The sequence below is a fragment of the Mycobacterium sp. Root265 genome (genome assembly GCF_001428895.1).
In the GTDB taxonomy this organism is placed as follows: Bacteria; Actinomycetota; Actinomycetes; order Mycobacteriales; family Mycobacteriaceae; genus Mycobacterium.
In genome coordinates this window covers 337,925-357,244 of sequence record NZ_LMJA01000001.1, presented here as the reverse complement: position 1 = coordinate 357,244, position 19,320 = coordinate 337,925, and the positions used below count along the sequence as shown (strand labels likewise).

At 68.2% G+C, this 19,320-nt stretch carries 19 protein-coding genes and 1 tRNA gene; 7 read left to right on the top strand and 13 right to left on the bottom strand.

Going from position 1 to position 19,320, the window contains the following annotated elements; genetic code table 11:
• Positions 1 to 9: 9 nt before the first annotated feature.
• Positions 10 to 693: an HAD family hydrolase gene (locus tag ASE48_RS01545; RefSeq protein WP_057165234.1), complete on the bottom strand. Its 684-nt coding sequence runs from the start codon at positions 691 to 693 to the stop codon at positions 10 to 12.
• A 75-nt stretch (positions 694 to 768) separates the two neighbouring features.
• Here ASE48_RS01545 and ASE48_RS01540 point away from each other — a divergent pair, with 75 nt between their 5' ends.
• Positions 769 to 1,566, top strand: coding sequence for an SDR family oxidoreductase (locus ASE48_RS01540; RefSeq protein ID WP_057165569.1), 798 nt, complete (start codon positions 769 to 771; stop codon positions 1,564 to 1,566).
• A gap of 3 nt (positions 1,567 to 1,569) precedes the next feature.
• Here the strand turns inward: ASE48_RS01540 and metH are convergent, their stop codons facing one another.
• Positions 1,570 to 5,232: a methionine synthase gene (metH, locus tag ASE48_RS01535; protein ID WP_235570679.1), complete on the bottom strand. Its 3,663-nt coding sequence runs from the start codon at positions 5,230 to 5,232 to the stop codon at positions 1,570 to 1,572.
• A 409-nt stretch (positions 5,233 to 5,641) separates the two neighbouring features.
• On the opposite strand from metH, the gene ASE48_RS01530 reads away from it, so the two are divergent.
• Entirely contained in the window at positions 5,642 to 6,511 is an 870-nt protein-coding gene (locus ASE48_RS01530; RefSeq protein ID WP_057165232.1) for a PAC2 family protein, read from the top strand.
• Here the strand turns inward: ASE48_RS01530 and ASE48_RS01525 are convergent.
• The 4 genes from ASE48_RS01525 to ASE48_RS01510 form a co-directional block, all read right to left on the bottom strand.
• Positions 6,508 to 7,944, bottom strand: coding sequence for a DUF1254 domain-containing protein (locus tag ASE48_RS01525; RefSeq protein ID WP_057165231.1), 1,437 nt, complete (start codon positions 7,942 to 7,944; stop codon positions 6,508 to 6,510). The genes ASE48_RS01530 and ASE48_RS01525 overlap by 4 nt on opposite strands.
• On the bottom strand, positions 7,941 to 8,822 hold the full coding sequence (locus ASE48_RS01520; protein WP_057165230.1) for an SDR family oxidoreductase: 882 nt from the start codon (positions 8,820 to 8,822) through the stop codon (positions 7,941 to 7,943). Before ASE48_RS01520 ends, ASE48_RS01525 begins: the two co-directional genes overlap by 4 nt.
• A gap of 29 nt (positions 8,823 to 8,851) precedes the next feature.
• Positions 8,852 to 10,090: a cysteine--1-D-myo-inosityl 2-amino-2-deoxy-alpha-D-glucopyranoside ligase gene (mshC, locus tag ASE48_RS01515; RefSeq protein ID WP_057165229.1), complete on the bottom strand. Its 1,239-nt coding sequence runs from the start codon at positions 10,088 to 10,090 to the stop codon at positions 8,852 to 8,854.
• A gap of 96 nt (positions 10,091 to 10,186) precedes the next feature.
• Entirely contained in the window at positions 10,187 to 10,918 is a 732-nt protein-coding gene (locus ASE48_RS01510) for a 3'(2'),5'-bisphosphate nucleotidase CysQ (protein ID WP_057165568.1), read from the bottom strand.
• Between the two features lie 130 nt (positions 10,919 to 11,048).
• On the opposite strand from ASE48_RS01510, the gene ASE48_RS01505 reads away from it, so the two are divergent.
• Positions 11,049 to 11,450: a DUF2628 domain-containing protein gene (locus ASE48_RS01505; protein WP_057165228.1), complete on the top strand. Its 402-nt coding sequence runs from the start codon at positions 11,049 to 11,051 to the stop codon at positions 11,448 to 11,450.
• Here the strand turns inward: ASE48_RS01505 and ASE48_RS01500 are convergent.
• The 5 genes from ASE48_RS01500 to ASE48_RS01480 are packed head-to-tail and all read right to left on the bottom strand — an operon-like array spanning position 11,447 to position 14,775.
• The gene (locus tag ASE48_RS01500) at positions 11,447 to 12,289 is read right to left on the bottom strand and encodes an SCO1664 family protein (RefSeq protein ID WP_057165227.1); all 843 of its coding nucleotides are present in this window, start codon (positions 12,287 to 12,289) and stop codon (positions 11,447 to 11,449) included. The genes ASE48_RS01505 and ASE48_RS01500 overlap by 4 nt on opposite strands.
• Positions 12,273 to 12,863 carry a DUF3090 domain-containing protein gene (locus ASE48_RS01495; RefSeq protein ID WP_057165226.1) on the bottom strand — a complete coding sequence of 197 codons (591 nt, stop codon included), beginning with the start codon at positions 12,861 to 12,863 and terminating at the stop codon, positions 12,273 to 12,275. Before ASE48_RS01495 ends, ASE48_RS01500 begins: the two co-directional genes overlap by 17 nt.
• A 33-nt stretch (positions 12,864 to 12,896) precedes the next feature.
• Positions 12,897 to 13,580, bottom strand: a complete 684-nt coding sequence (locus tag ASE48_RS01490; protein WP_057165225.1) for a histidine phosphatase family protein — start codon at positions 13,578 to 13,580, stop codon at positions 12,897 to 12,899.
• 16 nt (positions 13,581 to 13,596) lie between these two features.
• Positions 13,597 to 14,427, bottom strand: a complete 831-nt coding sequence (locus tag ASE48_RS01485) for an undecaprenyl-diphosphate phosphatase (RefSeq protein WP_057165567.1) — start codon at positions 14,425 to 14,427, stop codon at positions 13,597 to 13,599.
• A gap of 36 nt (positions 14,428 to 14,463) precedes the next feature.
• A complete protein-coding gene (locus ASE48_RS01480) occupies positions 14,464 to 14,775 on the bottom strand; it encodes a hypothetical protein (protein ID WP_057165224.1) in 312 nt (103 codons plus the stop codon).
• Between the two features lie 108 nt (positions 14,776 to 14,883).
• Here ASE48_RS01480 and ASE48_RS01475 point away from each other — a divergent pair, with 108 nt between their 5' ends.
• From ASE48_RS01475 to ASE48_RS01465, 3 genes are read left to right on the top strand one after another with little or no spacing between them, the layout of a single operon-like run.
• Positions 14,884 to 15,897, top strand: coding sequence for a YncE family protein (locus tag ASE48_RS01475; RefSeq protein ID WP_057165223.1), 1,014 nt, complete (start codon positions 14,884 to 14,886; stop codon positions 15,895 to 15,897).
• Between the two features lie 25 nt (positions 15,898 to 15,922).
• Positions 15,923 to 16,165: a DUF5703 family protein gene (locus tag ASE48_RS01470; RefSeq protein WP_057165222.1), complete on the top strand. Its 243-nt coding sequence runs from the start codon at positions 15,923 to 15,925 to the stop codon at positions 16,163 to 16,165.
• Entirely contained in the window at positions 16,165 to 17,226 is a 1,062-nt protein-coding gene (locus ASE48_RS01465; RefSeq protein ID WP_057165566.1) for a quinone-dependent dihydroorotate dehydrogenase, read from the top strand. The genes ASE48_RS01470 and ASE48_RS01465 overlap by 1 nt, the downstream gene beginning before the upstream one ends.
• Here the strand turns inward: ASE48_RS01465 and ASE48_RS01460 are convergent.
• On the bottom strand, positions 17,223 to 17,756 hold the full coding sequence (locus tag ASE48_RS01460; protein ID WP_057165221.1) for a YbhB/YbcL family Raf kinase inhibitor-like protein: 534 nt from the start codon (positions 17,754 to 17,756) through the stop codon (positions 17,223 to 17,225). The two genes, ASE48_RS01465 and ASE48_RS01460, sit on opposite strands and share 4 nt — an antisense overlap.
• A 12-nt stretch (positions 17,757 to 17,768) precedes the next feature.
• A complete protein-coding gene (locus ASE48_RS01455; RefSeq protein WP_057165220.1) occupies positions 17,769 to 19,112 on the bottom strand; it encodes a M20/M25/M40 family metallo-hydrolase in 1,344 nt (447 codons plus the stop codon).
• A gap of 119 nt (positions 19,113 to 19,231) precedes the next feature.
• Here ASE48_RS01455 and ASE48_RS01450 point away from each other — a divergent pair.
• Positions 19,232 to 19,317, top strand: a tRNA-Leu gene (locus ASE48_RS01450).
• The last annotated feature ends 3 nt before the right edge of the window (positions 19,318 to 19,320 follow it).

Here is a 19,320-nt window from a genome sequence, read left to right as displayed (position 1 = left end):
CAGACGGGGTCAGGCGGTGCGTTCGCCGACTTCGGTTCCCAGATCGGCGTGCACGTCCCGGAGCTGGGCCACACTGAGTTCGGCCAACGACTCGGCATGACGGCGCCGCGGACCCGCAGGCACCTCGATCTCGTTGGGGATCACCAGCACTGCACATCCGGCGGCTTCGGCGGCCGTGGTGCCGGTCACCGAATCCTCGATGGCCAGGCAGTGCTCGGGTTGCAGACCCAGCAACGCGGCGGCCCGCAGGTACGGGTCCGGGGACGGCTTGCCCGCGGGCACCTCGTCCCCGCACACGGTCACCGTGAAGTAGTGGCGGCCGATGCTGTTGAGGGCCTTCTCGGTGAGCGCGCGGCGGGTGTTGGTCACCAGCGCCATCGTCACACCGTCGGCGGCGAGTTCGTCGAGCATCTCGCGCGCGCCCGCACACCACGGCAGGCCGGTCTCGAAAAGCTCACCGACATAGTCGTGCAACCAGTCGGCGGTCCGGGCGATGTCGGCGGGATCGGGGTCCAGACCGAGGTCGGCGTACACGATCTGCATCACGACCTCACTGGACCCACCGATGGTGGTGGCGCGCACCTCGTCGCTCAGCTCCCGGCCGTGCCGGCGATAGAGCTCCTGGAGGCCGATATCCCAAAGCTTTTCGGAGTCGACGAGGGTGCCGTCCATATCCCACAGCACTGCACGCATGTCCCCGATTGTCTCATTGATCGTGGCAGGCCGGAAAACCTGAGCAGCTCGGCGGACACGGCTAGCGTGGTCGCCATGACGGTTCTTGTGACGGGCGCCACCGGCAACATCGGCCGCCGGGTCGTCGATCGACTACTCGACCTGGGTGTCCCGGATATCCGGGCCCTGACCTCCGATCCGGCGAAGGCGGATCTGCCCGCCGGTGTGGAAGTGGTCACAGGATTTCTGGGCAGGCCCGAGACGCTGTCGCCCGCGCTCGCCGACGTCGACCAGATCTACCTGGCGCCGTTCCCGCGCACCATCGGCATCACCTGCGAGATGATCGCCGCGGCCCGGGTGAAATATGTGGTGGCGCTCTCCGGGGCCGCGCACTGGCAGGAACAGGCCGACCGGATCGCCGCCACCCCGGTGGCCAGCACCCAATTGGGCCCCGGCGAGTTCTGCGAGAACTTCGCCATGTGGGCTCCGCAGATCAAGACGGGTGTGGTGCGCGACCTCGCGCCCGATGCGATTCAGTCACCGGTGTCCATGGACGACATCGCGCGGGTCGCCGCGCACCTGCTGGCCGATCCGCAGGACGCTCACCTGGGCCAGATGTACGAGCTGACCGGACCGGAAGCCATCACGCGTGCGGAGATCGCCCGCCAGATCGGCGCCGGCCTCGGCACGCCCGTGCGGATGCAGCGGTGCGACCGGGCCGAGGCCGAGGCGCTGCTGCGGCCGGTGATGGGCGCCGGCGTGGACTGGTACCTGGACCTGTTCGACGGCGAGTCGGGACCGCAGCACGCCAACGACCTGGTCGAGCGGCTGACCGGCACCCCTGCGCTGTCGATGACACAGTGGGCGGCGGCCAACGCCGAACAGTTCGCCTGAGCCTCAATCCTCCGGGTTGTAACCGAGGTTGGGTCCGAGCCAGCGCTCGGCTTCCTGCAGCGTCCAGCCCTTGCGCTTGGCGTAGTCGGCGACCTGATCCTGGGCCATCCGGCCGACCACGAAGTACTGCGACTGCGGGTGGCTGAAGTACCAGCCACTGACGGCGGCGCCGGGCCACATCGCCATCGACTCGGTGAGTTCGATGCCGGTGCGCTCCTTGACGTCCATCAGCTCCCAGAGCGTCGCCTTCTCGGTGTGTTCCGGGCAGGCCGGGTAGCCGGGCGCCGGGCGGATTCCCCGGTACTTCTCCGCGATCAGCGCCTCGTTGTCGAGCTGCTCGTCGGGCTGGAATCCCCAGAACTCCTTGCGGACCCGCTGGTGCATCCGTTCGGCGAACGCCTCGGCCAGCCGGTCGGCGAGCGACTCCAGCAGGATCGCGCTGTAGTCGTCGTTGTCGGCCTTGAACGCGGTGATCTTGTCACCGCTGCCGAGCCCGGTGGTGACGGCGAAGGCGCCAATGAAATCGGCGGCTCCAGTCTCTTTGGGTGCGACGAAGTCACCCAGTGACCGGTTGGGGATGCCGTCTCGGTGCTCGCCCTGCTGGCGCAGGTTGAACAGTTTCGTCTTCACCTCGGTGCGGGTCTCATCGGTGTAGACCTCGATGTCGTCGCCCACGGCGTTCGCCGGGAAGAAGCCGATCACCCCGTTGGCGGTCAGCCACTTCTCCTTGATCAGGGTGTCGAGCATCTCCTGGGCGTCGTCGTACAGCTTGCGGGCTGTCTCGCCGGAGACCGGGTTGTTGAGGATGTCGGGGAAGCGGCCCTTCATCTCCCAGGCGTTGAAGAACGGCTGCCAGTCGATGTACTCGCGCAGCTCGGCGAGGTCATAGTCCAGGAATTCGCGCACGCCGAGACCCTGCGCGGGTACCGGCGGGGTGTAGCCGTCCCACTCGATCGGCGTCCGGTTGGCGCGCGCCTTCTCCAGCGTCAGCATCGGCCGCTCGCTCTTCTGGGCGTGCCTCTCGCGCAGCGACGCGTAATCCTTCTCGGTGGCCTCCAGCAGGGCCGGCCGCTGCTTGTCGTCCAGTAGCGCCGCGGCGACCGGCACCGAGCGGGACGCGTCCTTGACCCACACCACCGGACCGCTGCGACGCGGCGACACCTTCACCGCGGTGTGGGCGCGCGATGTGGTCGCCCCGCCGATCAGCAGCGGGATCTCCAGGCCTTGGCGCTCCATCTCGACGGCGAAGTTGACCATCTCGTCCAGGGACGGGGTGATCAGGCCGGACAGCCCGATGATGTCGGCGTTGTGCTCCTTGGCCGCGTCCAGGATCTTCTGGGCAGGCACCATCACCCCGAGGTCGATCACCTCGTAGTTGTTGCACTGCAGCACGACCCCGACGATGTTCTTGCCGATGTCGTGGACATCGCCCTTGACCGTCGCCATGATGATCGTGCCGTTGGTGTCCTTGGCCGCTGTGGTGCCGTTCTGCTCCTTCTCGGCCTCGATGTACGGAAGCAGGTAGGCAACGGCCTTCTTCATCACCCGCGCCGACTTCACCACCTGGGGCAGGAACATCTTGCCCGCGCCGAACAGGTCGCCGACGACGTTCATGCCGTCCATCAGCGGACCCTCGATCACCTCGATCGGCCGCCCTCCGGCGCCCTCGATCTCGGCCCGCAGTTCCTCGGTGTCGGCGTCGACATCGGCGTCGATGCCTTTGACCAGAGCATGCGTGATCCGCTCGCGCACCGGCAAGCTGCGCCATTCCGCGGCCACCGGATCGTCGGCCTTCTCGGAACTGTTGAACCGCTCCGCGATCTCCAACAGCCGTTCGGCCGCGTCCGCGCGACGGTTCAGCACCACGTCCTCGATCCGGTCCCGCAGCTCGGGATCGATCGAGTCGTAGGGCACGAGCGCGCCGGCGTTGACGATGCCCATGTCCAGGCCCGCCTTGATGGCGTGGAACAGGAACACCGCGTGGATCGCCTCGCGCACAGGGTTGTTGCCGCGGAACGAGAACGAGACGTTGGAGATGCCGCCGGAGATGTGCACCCCGGGCAGGTTCTCCTTGATCCAGGCGCACGCCTCGATGAAGTCGATCCCGTAGGTCGCGTGCTCCTCGATACCGGTGGCCAGTGCGAAGCAGTTCGGGTCGAAGATGATGTCCTCGGCCGGGAAACCGACCTCTTCGGTCAAGATCTTGTAGGCACGCCCGCAGATCTCCTTGCGGCGCTCCAGGTTGTCGGCCTGCCCCTGCTCGTCGAAGGCCATCACGACGACGGCAGCGCCGTACTTGCGGCACAACCGGGCCTCGCGGACGAACTTCTCCTCGCCCTCCTTCATGGAGATCGAGTTGACGATGGGCTTGCCCTGCACGTTCTTCAGGCCCGCCTCGATGACCTCCCACTTGGAGGAGTCGATCATCACCGGGACGCGACTGATGTCCGGCTCGGACGCGATCAGCTTGGTGAACCGGTCCATCGCGGCAACGCCGTCGATCATGCCCTCGTCCATGTTGATGTCGATGACCTGCGCACCGACCTCGACCTGCTGCAGGGCCACCGACAGGGCGCTGTCGTAGTCCTCGGCCTTGATCAGGTTGCGGAACCGGGCGGAGCCGGTGATGTTGGTGCGCTCACCGATGTTCACGAACAGCGAGCCGTCGGTGATGTTGAGCGGCTCCAGGCCCGAGAGCCGGGTGGCCACCGGGATCTCCGGCAATGTGCGCGGTGCCACGCGCTCGACGACCTTGGCGATCTCGGCGATGTGCGGCGGCGCCGTTCCGCAGCACCCACCGACCAGGTTGACCAGGCCGGCCTCGGCGAACTCCTTGATGTAGCCGGCCTGGGCCTCCGGGGATTCGTCGTACTCACCGAAGGCGTTGGGCAGGCCGGCGTTCGGGTAGCAGGAGACGAAGGTGTCCGCGATCCGCGCCACCTCGGCGATGTAGGGCCTCATCTCCGGCGCACCCAGGGCGCAGTTGAGACCCACCGCGAGCGGCTTCGCATGCCTGATCGCGTTCCAGAACGCCTCGGTGACCTGGCCGGACAGCGTCCGCCCCGAGGCATCGGTGATGGTGCCCGAGATGATGACCGGCCAGCGGCGTCCGCGCTCCTCGAAGAGCGTCTCGATGGCGAACACCGCGGCCTTCGAGTTCAGCGAGTCGAAGATCGTCTCGACGATGATGATGTCGGATCCACCGTCGACCAGGCCGTTGGCGGCCTCGAGGTAGGCGGCGACCAGCTGGTCGTAGGAGACGTTGCGGGCTCCGGGGTCGTTGACGTCCGGCGAGATCGACGCGGTCCGCGTCGTCGGCCCCAGCGCGCCCGCCACGTAGCGGGGCTTGTCCGGGGTGCTGAACTCGTCAGCTGCTGTGCGGGCCAGGGCAGCGCCGGCGTAGTTCAGCTCATAGCTCAGGTCCGCCATGTCGTAGTCGGACAGCGAGACCGCGTTCGCATTGAACGTGTTGGTCTCCAGGATGTCCGCACCCGCCTCGAGGTATTCGCGGTGGATCGCCTCGATGATCTGCGGTTGCGTCAGGGTGAGCAGGTCGTTGTTGCCCTGCAGCGCGGTCGGCCACTCCGTGAACCGGTCGCCGCGGTATCCGGCCTCGTCGGGCCGGTCGCGCTGGATCGCCGTGCCCATCGCGCCGTCGATCACCATGATCCGCCCGCGCAGCGCGGCGGTCAGTTCGTCGGTGCAGTCGGGGCGGATGTTCGGCACAAAGGTGTCCGGCGCAGAGACGTCCGATTTCGCGGCGTTCACAGGGCACTCCTTCCGTAGCGGAAGGCGTCCTTAACTCTGCCGAGCGTGGCGGACCCCGGTGGTACCCGGATCCGTTGCAACGCCTCTCGACCAGAAAAGTCTACGTCGTCTTTCCACCGAGTTTCGGACGCCGTCTCGTGGCTGTGATCGATCTGCCGGCACTGGCATGGTCGCCACGATCAACCGTCTTGTCGCCGAGGGTATTTCATCTGGACGCGGTGACCGCCGTGGGGCGGGGTATCCGCCGGCAAATCGCCGCGCGGCCCGCTGCAGCTCATCACCGCGATGCAGGGCTTACGCTGGCAGTGTGACACCGTCGGATGCGAGCGTGCCCGGCCTGCCGGACCTGCAGAACACAGTCGTCGTGGCCGCCTTCGAGGGCTGGAACGACGCCGGTGACGCGGCCAGCGGAGCACTGGAACACCTGGACTCCATCTGGGAGGCCGAGACCATCGTCGAGATCGACGACGAGAGTTACTACGACTACCAGGTGAATCGTCCGGTCATCCGGCAGATCGACGGGGTCACCCGCGAATTGGTGTGGCCGTCGATGCGCATCTCGCACTGCCGCCCGCCCGGCAGCGACCGCGACATCGTGCTGATGCACGGAGTCGAGCCCAACATGCGGTGGCGCACCTTCTGCGCCGAGCTGCTGGCCATCGCCGACAAGCTCAACGTCGACACCGTGGTGATCCTGGGTGCGCTGCTCGCCGACACCCCGCACACCCGGCCCGTGCCGGTATCCGGGGCCGCCTACTCGTCGGACTCGGCGAAGTTCTTCGGCCTCGAGGAGACCCGCTACGAGGGCCCGACCGGTATCGCCGGGGTGTTCCAGGACGCCTGTGTGCAGGCCGGTATCCCGGCCGTGACGTTCTGGGCTGCCGTCCCGCACTACGTGTCGCAGCCACCCAACCCTAAGGCCACCGTGGCGCTGCTGCGCCGCGTCGAGGACGTTCTCGACATCGAGGTCCCGCTGGCCGACCTGCCGACCGCGGCCGAGGAGTGGGAGGAGGCGGTCACCGAGATGACCGCCGAGGACGAGGAGATCGCCGAGTACGTGCAGTCCCTGGAGGAACGCGGCGACGCCGAGGTCGACATGAACGAGGCGGTCGCCAAGATCGACGGGGACGCCTTGGCCGCCGAATTCGAGCGGTATCTGCGCAGGCGGGGCCGCTAGACCTTCGCCGGCACTGGTGCCTTCCAGGTGCCGTTCAGCGCGTCCGGCTTGGGCCAGTACAGCCGCAGTATCAGGGTGAACGGTCCCTCCGGAGCGGGCAGCCAGTTGGACTCCTGGTCCGGTCCTGGCGAATCGCGCTGGATGCGCAGGGTGTAGCCGCCGTCCGGGTCGGCCTTCAGGTTGGGCAGCATCGCCGAATTGATCAGGTACCGGTTGAGCGGATTCTGCACGAGTTGGCTGGCGGGCAGCTCGTACATGGTCAGCGACCAGAACGCGTTCACCGGGGGCAGCTGATCGGGTGCGAACCGGTAGGTGTACTCCCCCGCACCGGTCAGCGGTGCGCCCGCGGAATCCTTCGCGGCGACGGGATAGATGGCCTCGGCGGCGGTGTTCCCGTAGATGCCCAGCGCCGCACCGGCCATCCGGTACAGGTAGTTGCCCTTGAGTTCCTGGCGGGTGCCGAACAGCTGGGCGGAGGTGACCTTGCCGGTGTCGATCTCGTTTTTGGTGAAGTCGGCGAGCTCGGTGTTGGCGTCGGCCATGGCGCTCACGATTGCCTCGCGCGCTTCGGGGGTCAGCTCGTCGGCGTCGAAATCTCCGTCGGCGCCGATGCCGATCTGGGCGAACCGGTCCCGGAGCGCCTGCTCCTCGGGCAGTGCCGGGGTGAACTTCATGACGAAGTTGAGGATTTCGAAGAACTGCGGGGAGGTGCGCTGTTGATCCGGGGTCAGCGGTGGCACGAAGTCGATCGCCGGCGCGGGGGCGGGCGACGGCTGGTTCAGGAACACCGACAGCGGCGCCACCTGGTAGCCGGCCTGGATCTTCTTCACGTTCTCCAGATCGGACGGCCCGAACAGCTGGGTGCGGTACAGCACGAACGCCAGGTCGGTGTCCGAACGGATCACCTCGTCGATGCCCTCGGGCTTCTCGCCCTGCCAGCCCGGACCGGCGAGCAGGTATCGCCCGCCGCCGTTGCCGGTGGTCCGGCTGCCCACATAGGCGAAATTGCTGGTGTAGCCGTCGACGAACTGCAGCGAGTAGTAGCGGTCCTGTTCGATCGGCGGCACCGTGAGGACCAGCGGTTCGGCGCGCAGATCGGCGCCGACGGCGGAGTACGGGGTGTCCGAGTTCGGTGTCTGGATGGCCGTGTCGGCGGGTGTGTAGACCCGGGCGGTGTTGTGGATCTCGTTCCATCCGCCCTTGTATTCGGGGTTCTGCTTGTCCACGAAGTAGGCGTACTGGACCCGGTAGTTGTCCACCATCGGGAACCCGTAGATGTAGGCGTCCTTGGCGATGGCGCGGAGCTGATCGAGGTCCACCGGCTGTTCCTGCGGGGCCGTGGTGCCCGGCGGTGCCGCTTCGGGTTCCTTGTCCGGGGTGCTGCAGCCGGCCACGCAGGCGATCAGGGCCAGCACCCACAGCAGCCGGGTCACCGCTGTTCCAGCGATTCGATGCGGGCGCTGGTGGAGCGGCCCAGGGTGGCGACCTCGGCGTCGAGCTTGGGCAGCAGTTCGGGGGCGAACTTGCGGATGTCGCGCTCACCGATCGGCGTCGACACCAGGGGCCGGATCCAGCGGAAGGCGCCGACCCAGCGCGGGCAGTAGATCCGCTTCTTGCGACCCTCGATGCCCTTGACGAACGCGGCACCGCACTCGGTGACCGTGGTGGTCTTCTTCAACGGCCCGGGCATCCGGGTGAGCATCTCGCGGAAGGTGGACAGGTCGGCCTTGGCGTCCTGCACCAGCGGGGTGTCGATCCAGCTCATGTGCGCCGATCCGACGTCCACGCCGCGATGGGCGACCTCCAGGCGCAAGGTGTTGGCGAAGTACTCGGCGCCGGCCTTGGAGGCGTGATAGGCCGCGAGCCCGGGTGCCGAGGTGAACGCCGCCAGCGAGGACACCACCAGCACGTAGCCGCGCCGCTCGATGACCGAGGGCAGGGTGGCGCGCACGGTGTTGAACACCCCGACGACGTTGATGTCGATGACCCGCCGGAATGCCTCGGGATCCACCTGCAGCACCGAACCGAAGCTGGCGATGCCGGCGTTGGCGACCACGACGTCGATACCGCCGAATCGGGCGACGGCTGCGTCGGCGGCGCGCTGCATGGCCGCCAGATCCCGCACGTCGGCCAGCGCGGTCAGCACGTGCGCCTCACCGCCGAGTTCGTCGGCCAGTTCGGCCAGCGGCGCCGGGTCGAGGTCGGTGAGCACCAGGTTGGCGCCCTTGCGGCGCAGCCGGCGGGCCACCTCCGCTCCGACACCGCGTGCGCCGCCGGTGATGAGGACGACCTTGCCGTTGAGTGAACCCATGGCGGCAAACGTACCGCCCGCGGTGGTGATTAGAGCTTTACACCCAGCAGCGCGTCGACGGCCGTGGCCACCAGCCGGGGCGCGGTGGTGTCCGAACCACCGTAGGTGAGCGCATCGGTACACCAACCATCCAGGGCGGCAAGCGCTTTCGGAGTGTCCAGATCGTCGGCCAGGTACTGGCGGACCCGGCTCAGCACATCGGTGGCATCCGGTCCGGCCGGCAGCGCGACCGCGGCGCGCCACTGCCGCAGGCGGGCGTCGGCCTCCTCGAGTACCGCCGGGCTCCAGAAGCGGTCCTCGCGGTAGTGCCCGGCGAACAGACCCAGCCGCACCGCACCCGGATCGACACCGTCGGCACGCAACCGGGACACCAGCACCAGGTTTCCGCGGCTCTTGCTCATCTTGTGGCCGTCCCATCCGATCATGCCGGCGTGGACGTAGTGACGGGCGAATCTGCGCTCCCCCGTGACGGATTCGGCATGTGCGGCGGAGAACTCATGATGCGGGAAGATCAGGTCCGATCCGCCGCCCTGGATGTCCAGCTCCGTGCCGATGCGGTCGAGCGCGATCGCGGCGCATTCCACGTGCCATCCCGGCCTGCCGTCGCCGAAGGGTGAGGGCCAGCTGGGCTCGCCGGGACGCTCGGCGCGCCACAGCAGCGCGTCCAGCGGGTCGGTCTTGCCCGCCCGGTCCGGGTCGCCGCCCCGCTCGGCGAAAAGCCGCGACATGGTCTCGTGGTCGTAGCCCGACTCGTAGCCGAACTGGGTGGTGGCGTCGGCACGGAAATAGATGTCGGGGTACTGCGCGTCGTCGACGACGTAGGCGGCCCCGGAGGCCAGCATCTTCTCCACCAGGGCGATCACCTCGGCGATGGCGTCGGTGGCGGCCACATAGTCACGCGGGGGCAGCACCCGCAGCGCCGCCATGTCCTCGCGGAACAGCTGGGTCTCGCGGTCGCCGAGCTCGCGCCAGCCGATACCGTCGCGGGCCGCGCGTTCGAACAGCGGGTCGTCGACATCGGTGATGTTCTGCACGTAGTGCACGTCGTGGCCGGCGTCCCGCCATACCCGGTTGATCAGGTCGAAGGTGAGGTATGTCGCCGCATGCCCGAGGTGGGTCGCGTCGTAGGGAGTGATTCCGCAGACGTACATGGTGGCGGTCTGACCTGGGGATACCGGGCGAACCTGGCGGTCGGCGGTGTCGAAGAGCCGCAGTGGCACACCCGTACCGGGCAACGTGGGAACGGTCGGCGCCGGCCAGGACTGCATGACGTCGACTCTAAGGTGTTCGGTCACCGATGCCTTCCGATGGTGTGGTCACTCATGGGAACCGACAAGTTCGTACGCGATTCCATTCCCGGCGGCTCAGAACGCGGCGTGGATGGTTTCCAGCAGCGGCCCGGCCAGCTCCGTCCGGCACATCAGCAGATCGGGCAGATACGGGTCGCGCCGGTTGTAGATCAGCGGTGCCCCGGCCAGGCGTGAGGCATGCAGACCGGCGGCCTGCACCACCCCGGCGGGTGCCGCCGAATCCCATTCCCACTGCCCGCCGGCGTGGATGTAGGCGTCGACGTCGCCGCGCACCACCGCCATCGCCTTGGCGCCCGCCGAGCCGATGCGGACCACCTCGATATCGAGATGCTCACGCAGCCACCACAGCACGGCCGGTGGCCGGTAGGTGCTGGCCGTGATGCGGATGGGTCCCTCGCGGCGCGGCGGCGGTGCCTGCACCGTGTCGGTCCGGTAGACCTCGCCGACCGCGGGCAGCGCCACTGCGGCGTCGGTGATCGAGCCTTCCGGTGTGCCGTTGCGCTGCCACAGCGCGATGTGCACCGCCCAGTCGGCGTGCCCTGCCATCGAGAACTCCCGGGTGCCGTCGACGGGGTCGACGATCCACACCCGGTCGGCGTCCACCCGGGAGCGGTCGTCGACGGCCTCCTCGGAGAGCACCGCATCCCCGGGCCGCAACTCGGCAAGACGTTTCAGGATCAACACATTGGCGCGGCGGTCCCCGGCGTCCCCGAGGTCATAGGAGTCGTAGAAGCCGACCTCCTCGCGGACGGCCAACAGCAGTTCACCGGCTTCGGCGGCCACCATCGCGGCCACCGCGGCGTCGGTCTGCTCAGCGGGATTCACCGACTCAGTATTGCGTGCGCGGGAAACGCCCCACGGCACCGCCCGATGAATCAGGATGATGCCCGACACCCAGGATCGAAAGGCACGGCACATGACCGCACCCGAAGCCGGCGAGCTCGCCGCAAGCTGGCAGCGCCGGTTCGCCTTCTTCGACCTCTATGGTCTGCCCAACTCGAATCCGGTGGCCAAGGCGGCGTACCGCACCCTGCCGTTCTGGGACAAGGTCCGGCTGACGTCCAACGTGTGGGCGTTCCTGTTCGGCTTCCTCTACTTCTACGTGAAAGGCATGTGGCGCAAGGGAACCACGATCCTGGGCGCCGGTGTCGGGATCGGTGTCGCCCTGTCGGTGCTGCAGGCGCCGAACTTCCTGTCCCAGGCCGTCACCTTCGGTTTCGCCGGCGCCATCATGACGACCGCCAACTACGCCTACTACCTGCACATCCGGGGCAGCCAGTCGTGGAATCCGTTCGAGGGGTTCGGTCCGCGCGGCTAGAACGCCGGCCACGGGATCGGCCGGTGCCGATCCGGTGTCGGCATCACCGGACGCTCCAGCAGGCCAACAACTCTGGCTCTGAGTGCGGCGACCTCGCCGGCGGTGATGTGCTCCCGGAGCTGATCGGCCAGATCGCCGTTCAGCTGCTCGCGCAGGGTCGCGATCGCGGCCAGCGAGTCGTCGTCGACCGGTTTTCCGGCCCAGCCCCACAGCACGGTCCGCAGCTTGTCGTCGGTGTGCAGGCTCACACCGTGATCCACGCCACGCACGCTGCCGTCGACCCCGGCCAGGATGTGGCCGCCCTTGCGGTCGGCGTTGTTGATCAGCACGTCGAAGATCGCCATCCGGCGCAGCCGGTCGTCGTCGGCGTGCACCAGGGTGACCGGGTCGCCGGCGTAGTCGTAGGCCTGCAGGATCGCCAGGTAACCGGGCGGCACATGGCCGGCGGGCAGCAGGTCCACCAGGTCGGGTTCGCCCGGGTCGTCGTCGGCCCCCGCCTCGTCGTCCTGGACGTCTTCGGTGAGCGCGTCGCCGGGCTGGTCCACCCAGCGTTGCACCATCCCGGGCCCGGCCGGTCCTTCACGGATGATGGTGTGCGGCACGACATCCCACCCCAGCGCGGCCGACACCAGATAGGCGCTGCGCTCGCGGCCGGCCAGCGTGCCGTCGGGGAAGTCCCACAGGGGGGCCTCGCCGGCGATCGGCTTGTAGACGCAGTGCACCTGCTGGTCCCCCACCTGCGCCTCGCACAGGAAGGTGGCATTGCTCGCGGAGCGGATACGGCCGATGACGGTGAGGTCGCCGTCGGTCAGTACCTGCTCCTCAGAACGGGGGTTCATCTTCTTCGACCGCACCGAACGCGCCGCGCCGGTAGCCGTTGGTGCGGACGCAGATGTGCCCCTCGGGGTCCAGTGGCTCATCGCACAGCGGACACGGTGGCCGGCCCGCCGAGATGACGCGGTTGGACCGGGTGGCGAACTCGCGCGCCGATTCCGGGCTCAGGAACACCCGGACCGCGTCCGGACCGTCTTCGGCATCATCGAGCACCACGGAGGCGTCGAACTCGGTTTCGGAGACCGCGAGCAGTTCGACCACCACGGTCTGTGCCTCGGAGTCCCAGCCGAGCCCCATCGTGCCGACCCGGAATTCGGAATCGACCGGGGTGAGCAGCGGATGCAGGTCGCCGACCTCGCCGGTGTCGGGCGGGATCGGGGTGCCGAATCGCCGGTTGATCTCCACCAGCAGCGCCGAGATCCGTTCGGCGAGCACCGCCACCTGCTGTTTTTCCAGCATCACCGACACCACCCGCTTGTCGTGTACCGCCTGCAGGTAGAACGTTCGGTTCCCGGGCTGCCCGACGGTCCCGGCCACGAAGCGGTCGGGTGTGCGGAAGACGTGGATTGCGCGGGCCATGGCACCTTTCAAAATACCGGTAGCGGGGCTACCTCAATCGGTGGAGCCGCCGACAACCGCATCCGATTCCGGAGCGGCGGCGGGCTTGGCGCTCAATGCCGCGGTCAACCCGCTGCCGGTGTGGTTGACATGCAGCACGAACGGACGGGTGTCGGTGTAGCGGATGACGCTCATGGAGGCGGGGTCGGCGGTGATGCGCTGAAAGGTGTCCAGGTGGGTCCCCAGCGCGTCGGCCAGCACCGCCTTGATCACGTCACCGTGCGTGCAGGCCACCCACAGCACGTCCCCGCCGTGTTCGGCGGCCAGATTGCGGTCGTGCTCGCGGATCGCGGTGACCGCCCTGGCCTGCACCTGCGCCAGTCCCTCACCGTCGGGGAAGACCGCTGCGCTGGGTTGCTGCTGAACCACCTTCCACAACGGCTCCTTGACCAGTTCACCGATCGTGCGACCGGTCCAGCTGCCGTAGTCGACCTCGATGATGCGGTCCTCGACGACCGGCTGCACCCCGAGTGCCGCCGCCAACGGCTCCACGGTCCGCTCGCAGCGCAGCAGCGGCGAGCGGACGATGGCCTTGACCGGCAGGTCACCGATCCGGGTGACCACGGTCTGGGCCTGTTCGCGGCCCTTGTCATCGAGATCGACGCCTTCGGAGCGGCCGGCCAGGGTGTGCGCGGTGTTCGATGTCGAGCGGCCGTGCCGCAGCAGGATGACGGTCATGAAGGTCCTTTTTCCGTTACTGCGCGGCCAGCACGCCGGTGGCGAGCAGAACCAGGACGAGCGTGCCGAGGATGATCCGGTAACCGACGAACCAGTACATGCTGTGGCGCACCAGGAACCGCAGGAACCAGGCGACCGCGGCATAGCCGACCACGAACGCGATGAGCGTGCCGACCACGATCTGGGCAACCGTGGCACTCATTCCCGAGGCGCCGGGTTCGAAAACGTGACGCAGTTCGTACAGTCCGGACCCGAGCACCGCCGGGATGGCCAGCAGGAAGCCGAAACGTGCCGCGGCCTCGCGTTTCTGGCCCAGGAACAGCCCGGCGCTGATGGTGACCCCGGACCGGGAGACGCCCGGGATGAGGGCGAGTGCCTGCGCCGACCCGATGATCAGGCTGTCGCGCCAGGTGAACTGCTGGATGTCGCGGGTCTGCTTGCCGAGATATTCGGCCGCGGCGATGACGAATGAGAAGACGATGAGTGCGGTGGCGATGATCCACAGATTCCGGATGTCGTCGCGGATGAAGTGCTGCAGGGTGAAGCCGAACACGCCGATCGGCACGGTGCCGATGATCACCCACCACCCGAGCCAGTAGTCGGGGGTCCGCCGCGCCGCGTCGGTGAGTCCGGCGAACCAGGCCGTCAGGATGCGGCCGATGTCCCCGGCGAAATAGATCAGGACCGCCACCTCGGTGCCGATCTGCACGACCGCGGTGAAGGACGCGCCCGCGTCCCCGCCGAAAAAGGCCTCCGACACGATCGCGAGGTGGCCCGACGACGACACCGGCAGGAACTCGGTCAGCCCTTGCACCACGGCAAGCACGACGACCTGCAACCACGACATCTCCGCCACGCGGACGACCGTACCGTGGGGTTGTTGTCAGCGTGCTGTGCGTACCGGCTCGGCTCCGGCGACGGCATCGCGGACGGCGGCGGCTACGCTGCGCTCATCGGTGACGTCGATATCGGTCAGGCTGCGGGTGGCGATGGCGACGATGTCCTCGTCCTGCGGGACCGGTCCGCTCAGCCGCGGGCGATACACCTCGACGACCAGGAATTGCCGGTCTTCGACGTGAAAGGAGAAGCTACGGCCATCGCCGAGCGCGCCGAATCCGCTGGCATGCACGCCTGTCGAGATGTCCTCGATGGCAAAATCGTCTGCCGTCAGATCCGTTCCCGGGGCCAGGGTCATATTTCGCACCCTACCGTCAATTTGATGTCGGTGTCCGGCTTGGGTTTGTTTGCCTAAAATTTGAAAACGGAATCACCGCAACAACGAAATCAGGAGTTTTTGGGGCCATTGCATACGAAATCCGGATTCCAGCTCCTGACGGCTGGGGTATTGGCCCTGGTGACCGCATGTGCTTCGGCATGCTCATCGCACCCCGCCGATTCGCCACCACCGACGATTCCCGTTGCACAGCCCGCCGCATCGCCGCCGGTCACCGGCGTGTCGGACGGTGTGGTGAAACCGCTTTCCGCACCGGGAACCGCGGCCTTCTTCGATATGCGCACCTCCGCGCTCGTCGTGCTCGGCCCCGCCGATCAGCTCACGGTGCTGCCGACCGACGGGCCGACCCGCACCCTCGCCCTGCCCGCGGAGGCCACCGCACTCACCGGTGACGGCAGCGGTGAGGTCTGGCTGTCCACCCGGGGTGGGTATCTGCGGGTGAACGTCGCCGCGGCGGCCGCCACCCCGGTGGAGGTCGACGGCCACGCCGATACCGAGTTCACCGCCATCGCCCGGCACGACGACGGCCGTCTGGTGCTCGGCAGCGCCGACGGCACCCTCTACACCCTGCGCTCGGACACCGAGGTCGGCGCCACGCTGAAGAAGTTCGCGCGGGTGGACGTCCTTGTCGCACAGGACGACTCGATGGTGGTGCTGGACCGCGGCCAGACCTCGGTCACCGAGATCGACGGTGACGGAGCGGCCTCCGAGCAGGCGCTGCGGGCCGGTGAGGGTGCGACCTCGATGGCGACGGATCCGGCCGGCCGGGTGCTGGTCACCGACACCCGGGGCGGCGCGCTGCTGGTCTACGGCACCGAGCCGCTGATCCTGCGCCAGCGCTACCCCGTGCACGACGCGCCGTACGGGGTGACCGGGTCGCCGGACCTGGCGTGGGTGTCACAGACGGCGACCAACACCGTCGTTGGTTACGATCTGGCCACCGGAATACCCGTCGAGAAGGTGCGTTATCGAACTGTGCAGCAACCCAACACCCTGGCCTTCGACGGCGCCACGAACACCCTCTATGTGGTGTCGGGCTCCGGTGCCGGAGTGCAGGTGATCACCGGGGCGACGCCCCGATGATGCCCGCGGCGAGGAGGAGAATCTCATGAGCACAGTGCAGCGCGGACGGATGCCGGCCGGATGGGCCTCCGATCTCTCCGACGAGTACGACTGGGTACCGCTGCGGCTCCCTCCCGACGTCACCCGCCTGTCGGCGTCGGTGCGGTTGTCGATCGAGGCGCAGTACCGGGGCTGGGAGCTGACCCGGGTGCGTCTCTACACCGACGGCAGTCGCCGGGTGCTGTTGCGCCGCAAGAAGTCCGTCCTCGGCGATCAGCCGGCACTGTGATCTATCGGCTGCTTCGACAGGCTTTCTTCCAGGTCGACCCCGAACGCATCCACACGTTCGTGTTCGCGGCGCTGCGCCTGGCCACCCGGCCCGGTATCGCGCGCCGCCGGTTGTCCGCCGGCCTGGCGCCGCAGGACCCGGTGCTGGCCAGCACCGTCTGGGGGGTGCGTTTCCCCGGCCCGCTCGGGCTGGCCGCCGGTTTCGACAAGGACGGCCACGGCCTGGCGGCCTGGGGTGCGCTGGGGTTCGGGTACGCCGAGGTCGGCACGGTGACCGCGCAGGCGCAGCCGGGAAACCCGAAACCGCGGATGTTCCGGCTGGCCCAGGACCGCGCCCTGCTCAACCGGATGGGTTTCAACAATCACGGCGCCGGCGCGCTCGCGGTGCAGCTGACCCGGCACACCGCGGACGTCCCGATCGGCGTCAACATCGGCAAGACCAAGGCAACACCGGCCGAGCGGGCCGTCGAGGACTACGCCGAGAGCGCCCGGCTGGTCGGCCCGCTGGCGTCCTATCTGGTGGTGAACGTGAGTTCGCCGAACACCCCGGGACTGCGCGACCTGCAGGCGGTGTCCTCGCTGCGGCCCATCCTGGCCGCCGTCCGGGAAGCGACCTCCACGCCGGTGCTCGTCAAGATCGCGCCGGATCTCTCGGATGCCGATATCGACGAGATCGCCGATCTGGCAGTCGAACTGGATCTGGCCGGCATCGTGGCGACCAACACCACCGTGTCCCGCGAAGGCCTGCGCACCCCGGGGGCCGCCGACCTCGGAGCGGGCGGCGTGTCCGGCGAACCGGTCGCCGCCCGGTCCCTGGAGGTGCTGCGCCGCCTCTACGGGCGCGTCGGTGACCGCCTGGTGCTGATCAGCGTCGGCGGTATCGAGACGGCCGACGACGCCTGGGAACGCATCATGTCCGGTGCCACCCTGCTGCAGGGCTACACCGGGTTCATCTACGGCGGTGGCTTGTGGGCCAAGCAGATTCACGACGGCGTCGCCCGCAGGCTGCGTGAGGGCGGTTACGCCTCGCTGTCCGAGGCGGTCGGCGCCGCGACCCGCTAGTTCTGCTCGTAGGTGGCGTGGATGACCGCGCGGGCGATCGCCTGGCCGAACAGGTTGAAGCCGAGGTAGGCCGGGGTGGCGCCGTCGGGCAGTTCCAGGCTCTCGACGGGCAGTGCATGCAACGCGATGTAGTAACGGTGCGGTCCGTGCCCGGCCGGTGGCGCGGCACCGATGAACCGCTTCTGGCTCGCGTCGTTGGCAAGGGTGACCGCGCCACCGGGCAGCGGGTCACCGTTGCCGGCATCGGCGGGCAGCGACGTCACGTCGACCGGCAGGTCGGCGACCGCCCAGTGCCAGAAACCGGATGCGGTCGGGGCGTCCGGGTCGTACACCGTCACCGCGAAGCTGCGGGTCTCCTCGGGAAAGCCCGACCAGCTCAGCTGCGGCGAGATGTCCTTACCGCCGGCGCCCATGATGCCGCTGACCTGATCGTTGCCGAGCGGCTGTCCGTCGGTGACGGTCTCCGAGGTCAGCGTGAATGTCGGCAGTTGCGGCAGGTTGTCATACGGTGAGGAAGTCACGGCGCTCATTTTGCCTTTCGCTCAGCAGTTGGTCAGAAAGTGTTCGAGAACCTTCGCCCCGAACTCTAGTGCGTCCACGGGTACCCGTTCGTCGACGCCATGGAACAGCGATGCGAAATCGAGGTCGGCGGGCAGCCGCAGCGGAGCGAATCCGAAACAGCGAATTCCCAACCGCTGGAACGACTTCGCGTCGGTACCACCGGACATCATGTACGGCACGGTGCGTGCCTCCGGGTCGAGCGTCAGCAGCGAGGCGTTCATCTGATCCACCAGATCGCCGTCGAACGACGTCTCATAGGACGGCAGGTCGCGCTCCCAGCTGCGCACCACGTTCGGGCCGATGAGCTCGTCGACCTCACGCTCGAAGGCCGCGCGCCTACCCGGCAGCACCCGGCAGTCCAGCACCGCCTCGGCGGTGGCCGGGATGACGTTGGCCTTGTAACCGGCCTTCAGCATGGTCGGGTTGGCGGTGTCGCGCAGCGTGGCCCCGATGATGCGGGCGATACCGCCGAGCTTGGCGATGGTGCCGTCCAGGTCCGGCGAGTTCAGGTCGAACTCGTAGCCGGTCTCCTCGGAAATCGCGGTGAGGAACTGCTCGACGGGCTCGCTGAGAATCAGCGGGAACTGATGTCGGCCCAACCGGGCGACCGCCTCGGCCACCTCGGTGACGGCGTTGTCGTCGTGCACCATCGAGCCGTGCCCGGCCCGCCCGCGGGCGGTCAGCCGCATCCAGGCCAGGCCCTTCTCCGCGGTCTCGATCAGGTAGAGCCTGCGTTCGCCGCCGTCGCGGCGCGGCACGGTCAGGGAGAACCCGCCGACCTCGCCGATGGCCTCGGTGACACCCTCGAACAGGTCCGGCCGGTTGTCGACCAGCCACTGGGCGCCGTAGGTGCCACCGTGCTCCTCATCGGAGACGAAGGCGAACACCAGATCGCGCGGCGGCACGATGCCGTGGCGTTTGAAGTGCCTGGCGACCGCGATCATCATGCCGACCATGTCCTTCATGTCGACCGCGCCGCGTCCCCACACGTAGCCGTCCTTCACCGCGCCGGAGAACGGGTGCACGCTCCAGTCGGCGGGTTCGGCGGGCACTACGTCCAGGTGGCCGTGGATCAGCAGCGCGCCGCGGTCGGGGTCGGCACCGGCCAGTCTCGCGAACAGGTTGCCGCGGCCCGGGGCGCCCGCTTCGAGGTATTCGGTCTCATAGCCGACCTCGCGCAACCGGTCGCCCACCCACTGCGCACAGTCGGCCTCGCCTTTGGTGGTCGCCGGGTCGCCGGTGTTGGACGTATCGAATCGGATCAGGGCGCTGACGAGGTCGACGACCTCGTCCGCGCTTGTCGGGGGCACGCTCACAGTCACCATTCGTACCACCGCCGCGACTCCCCCGGGCGGGGTGGCGCACCGCCGGCGACAGTCTGGTTTGGGCCAGACCGCCTCCATCCGTTAGCCTTAGTCGCTCCGTGCCGATGGCACGGCGCAATGTCCGAGTGGCGGAATGGCAGACGCGCTAGCTTGAGGTGCTAGTGCCCTATTAACGGGCGTGGGGGTTCAAGTCCCCCCTCGGACACAC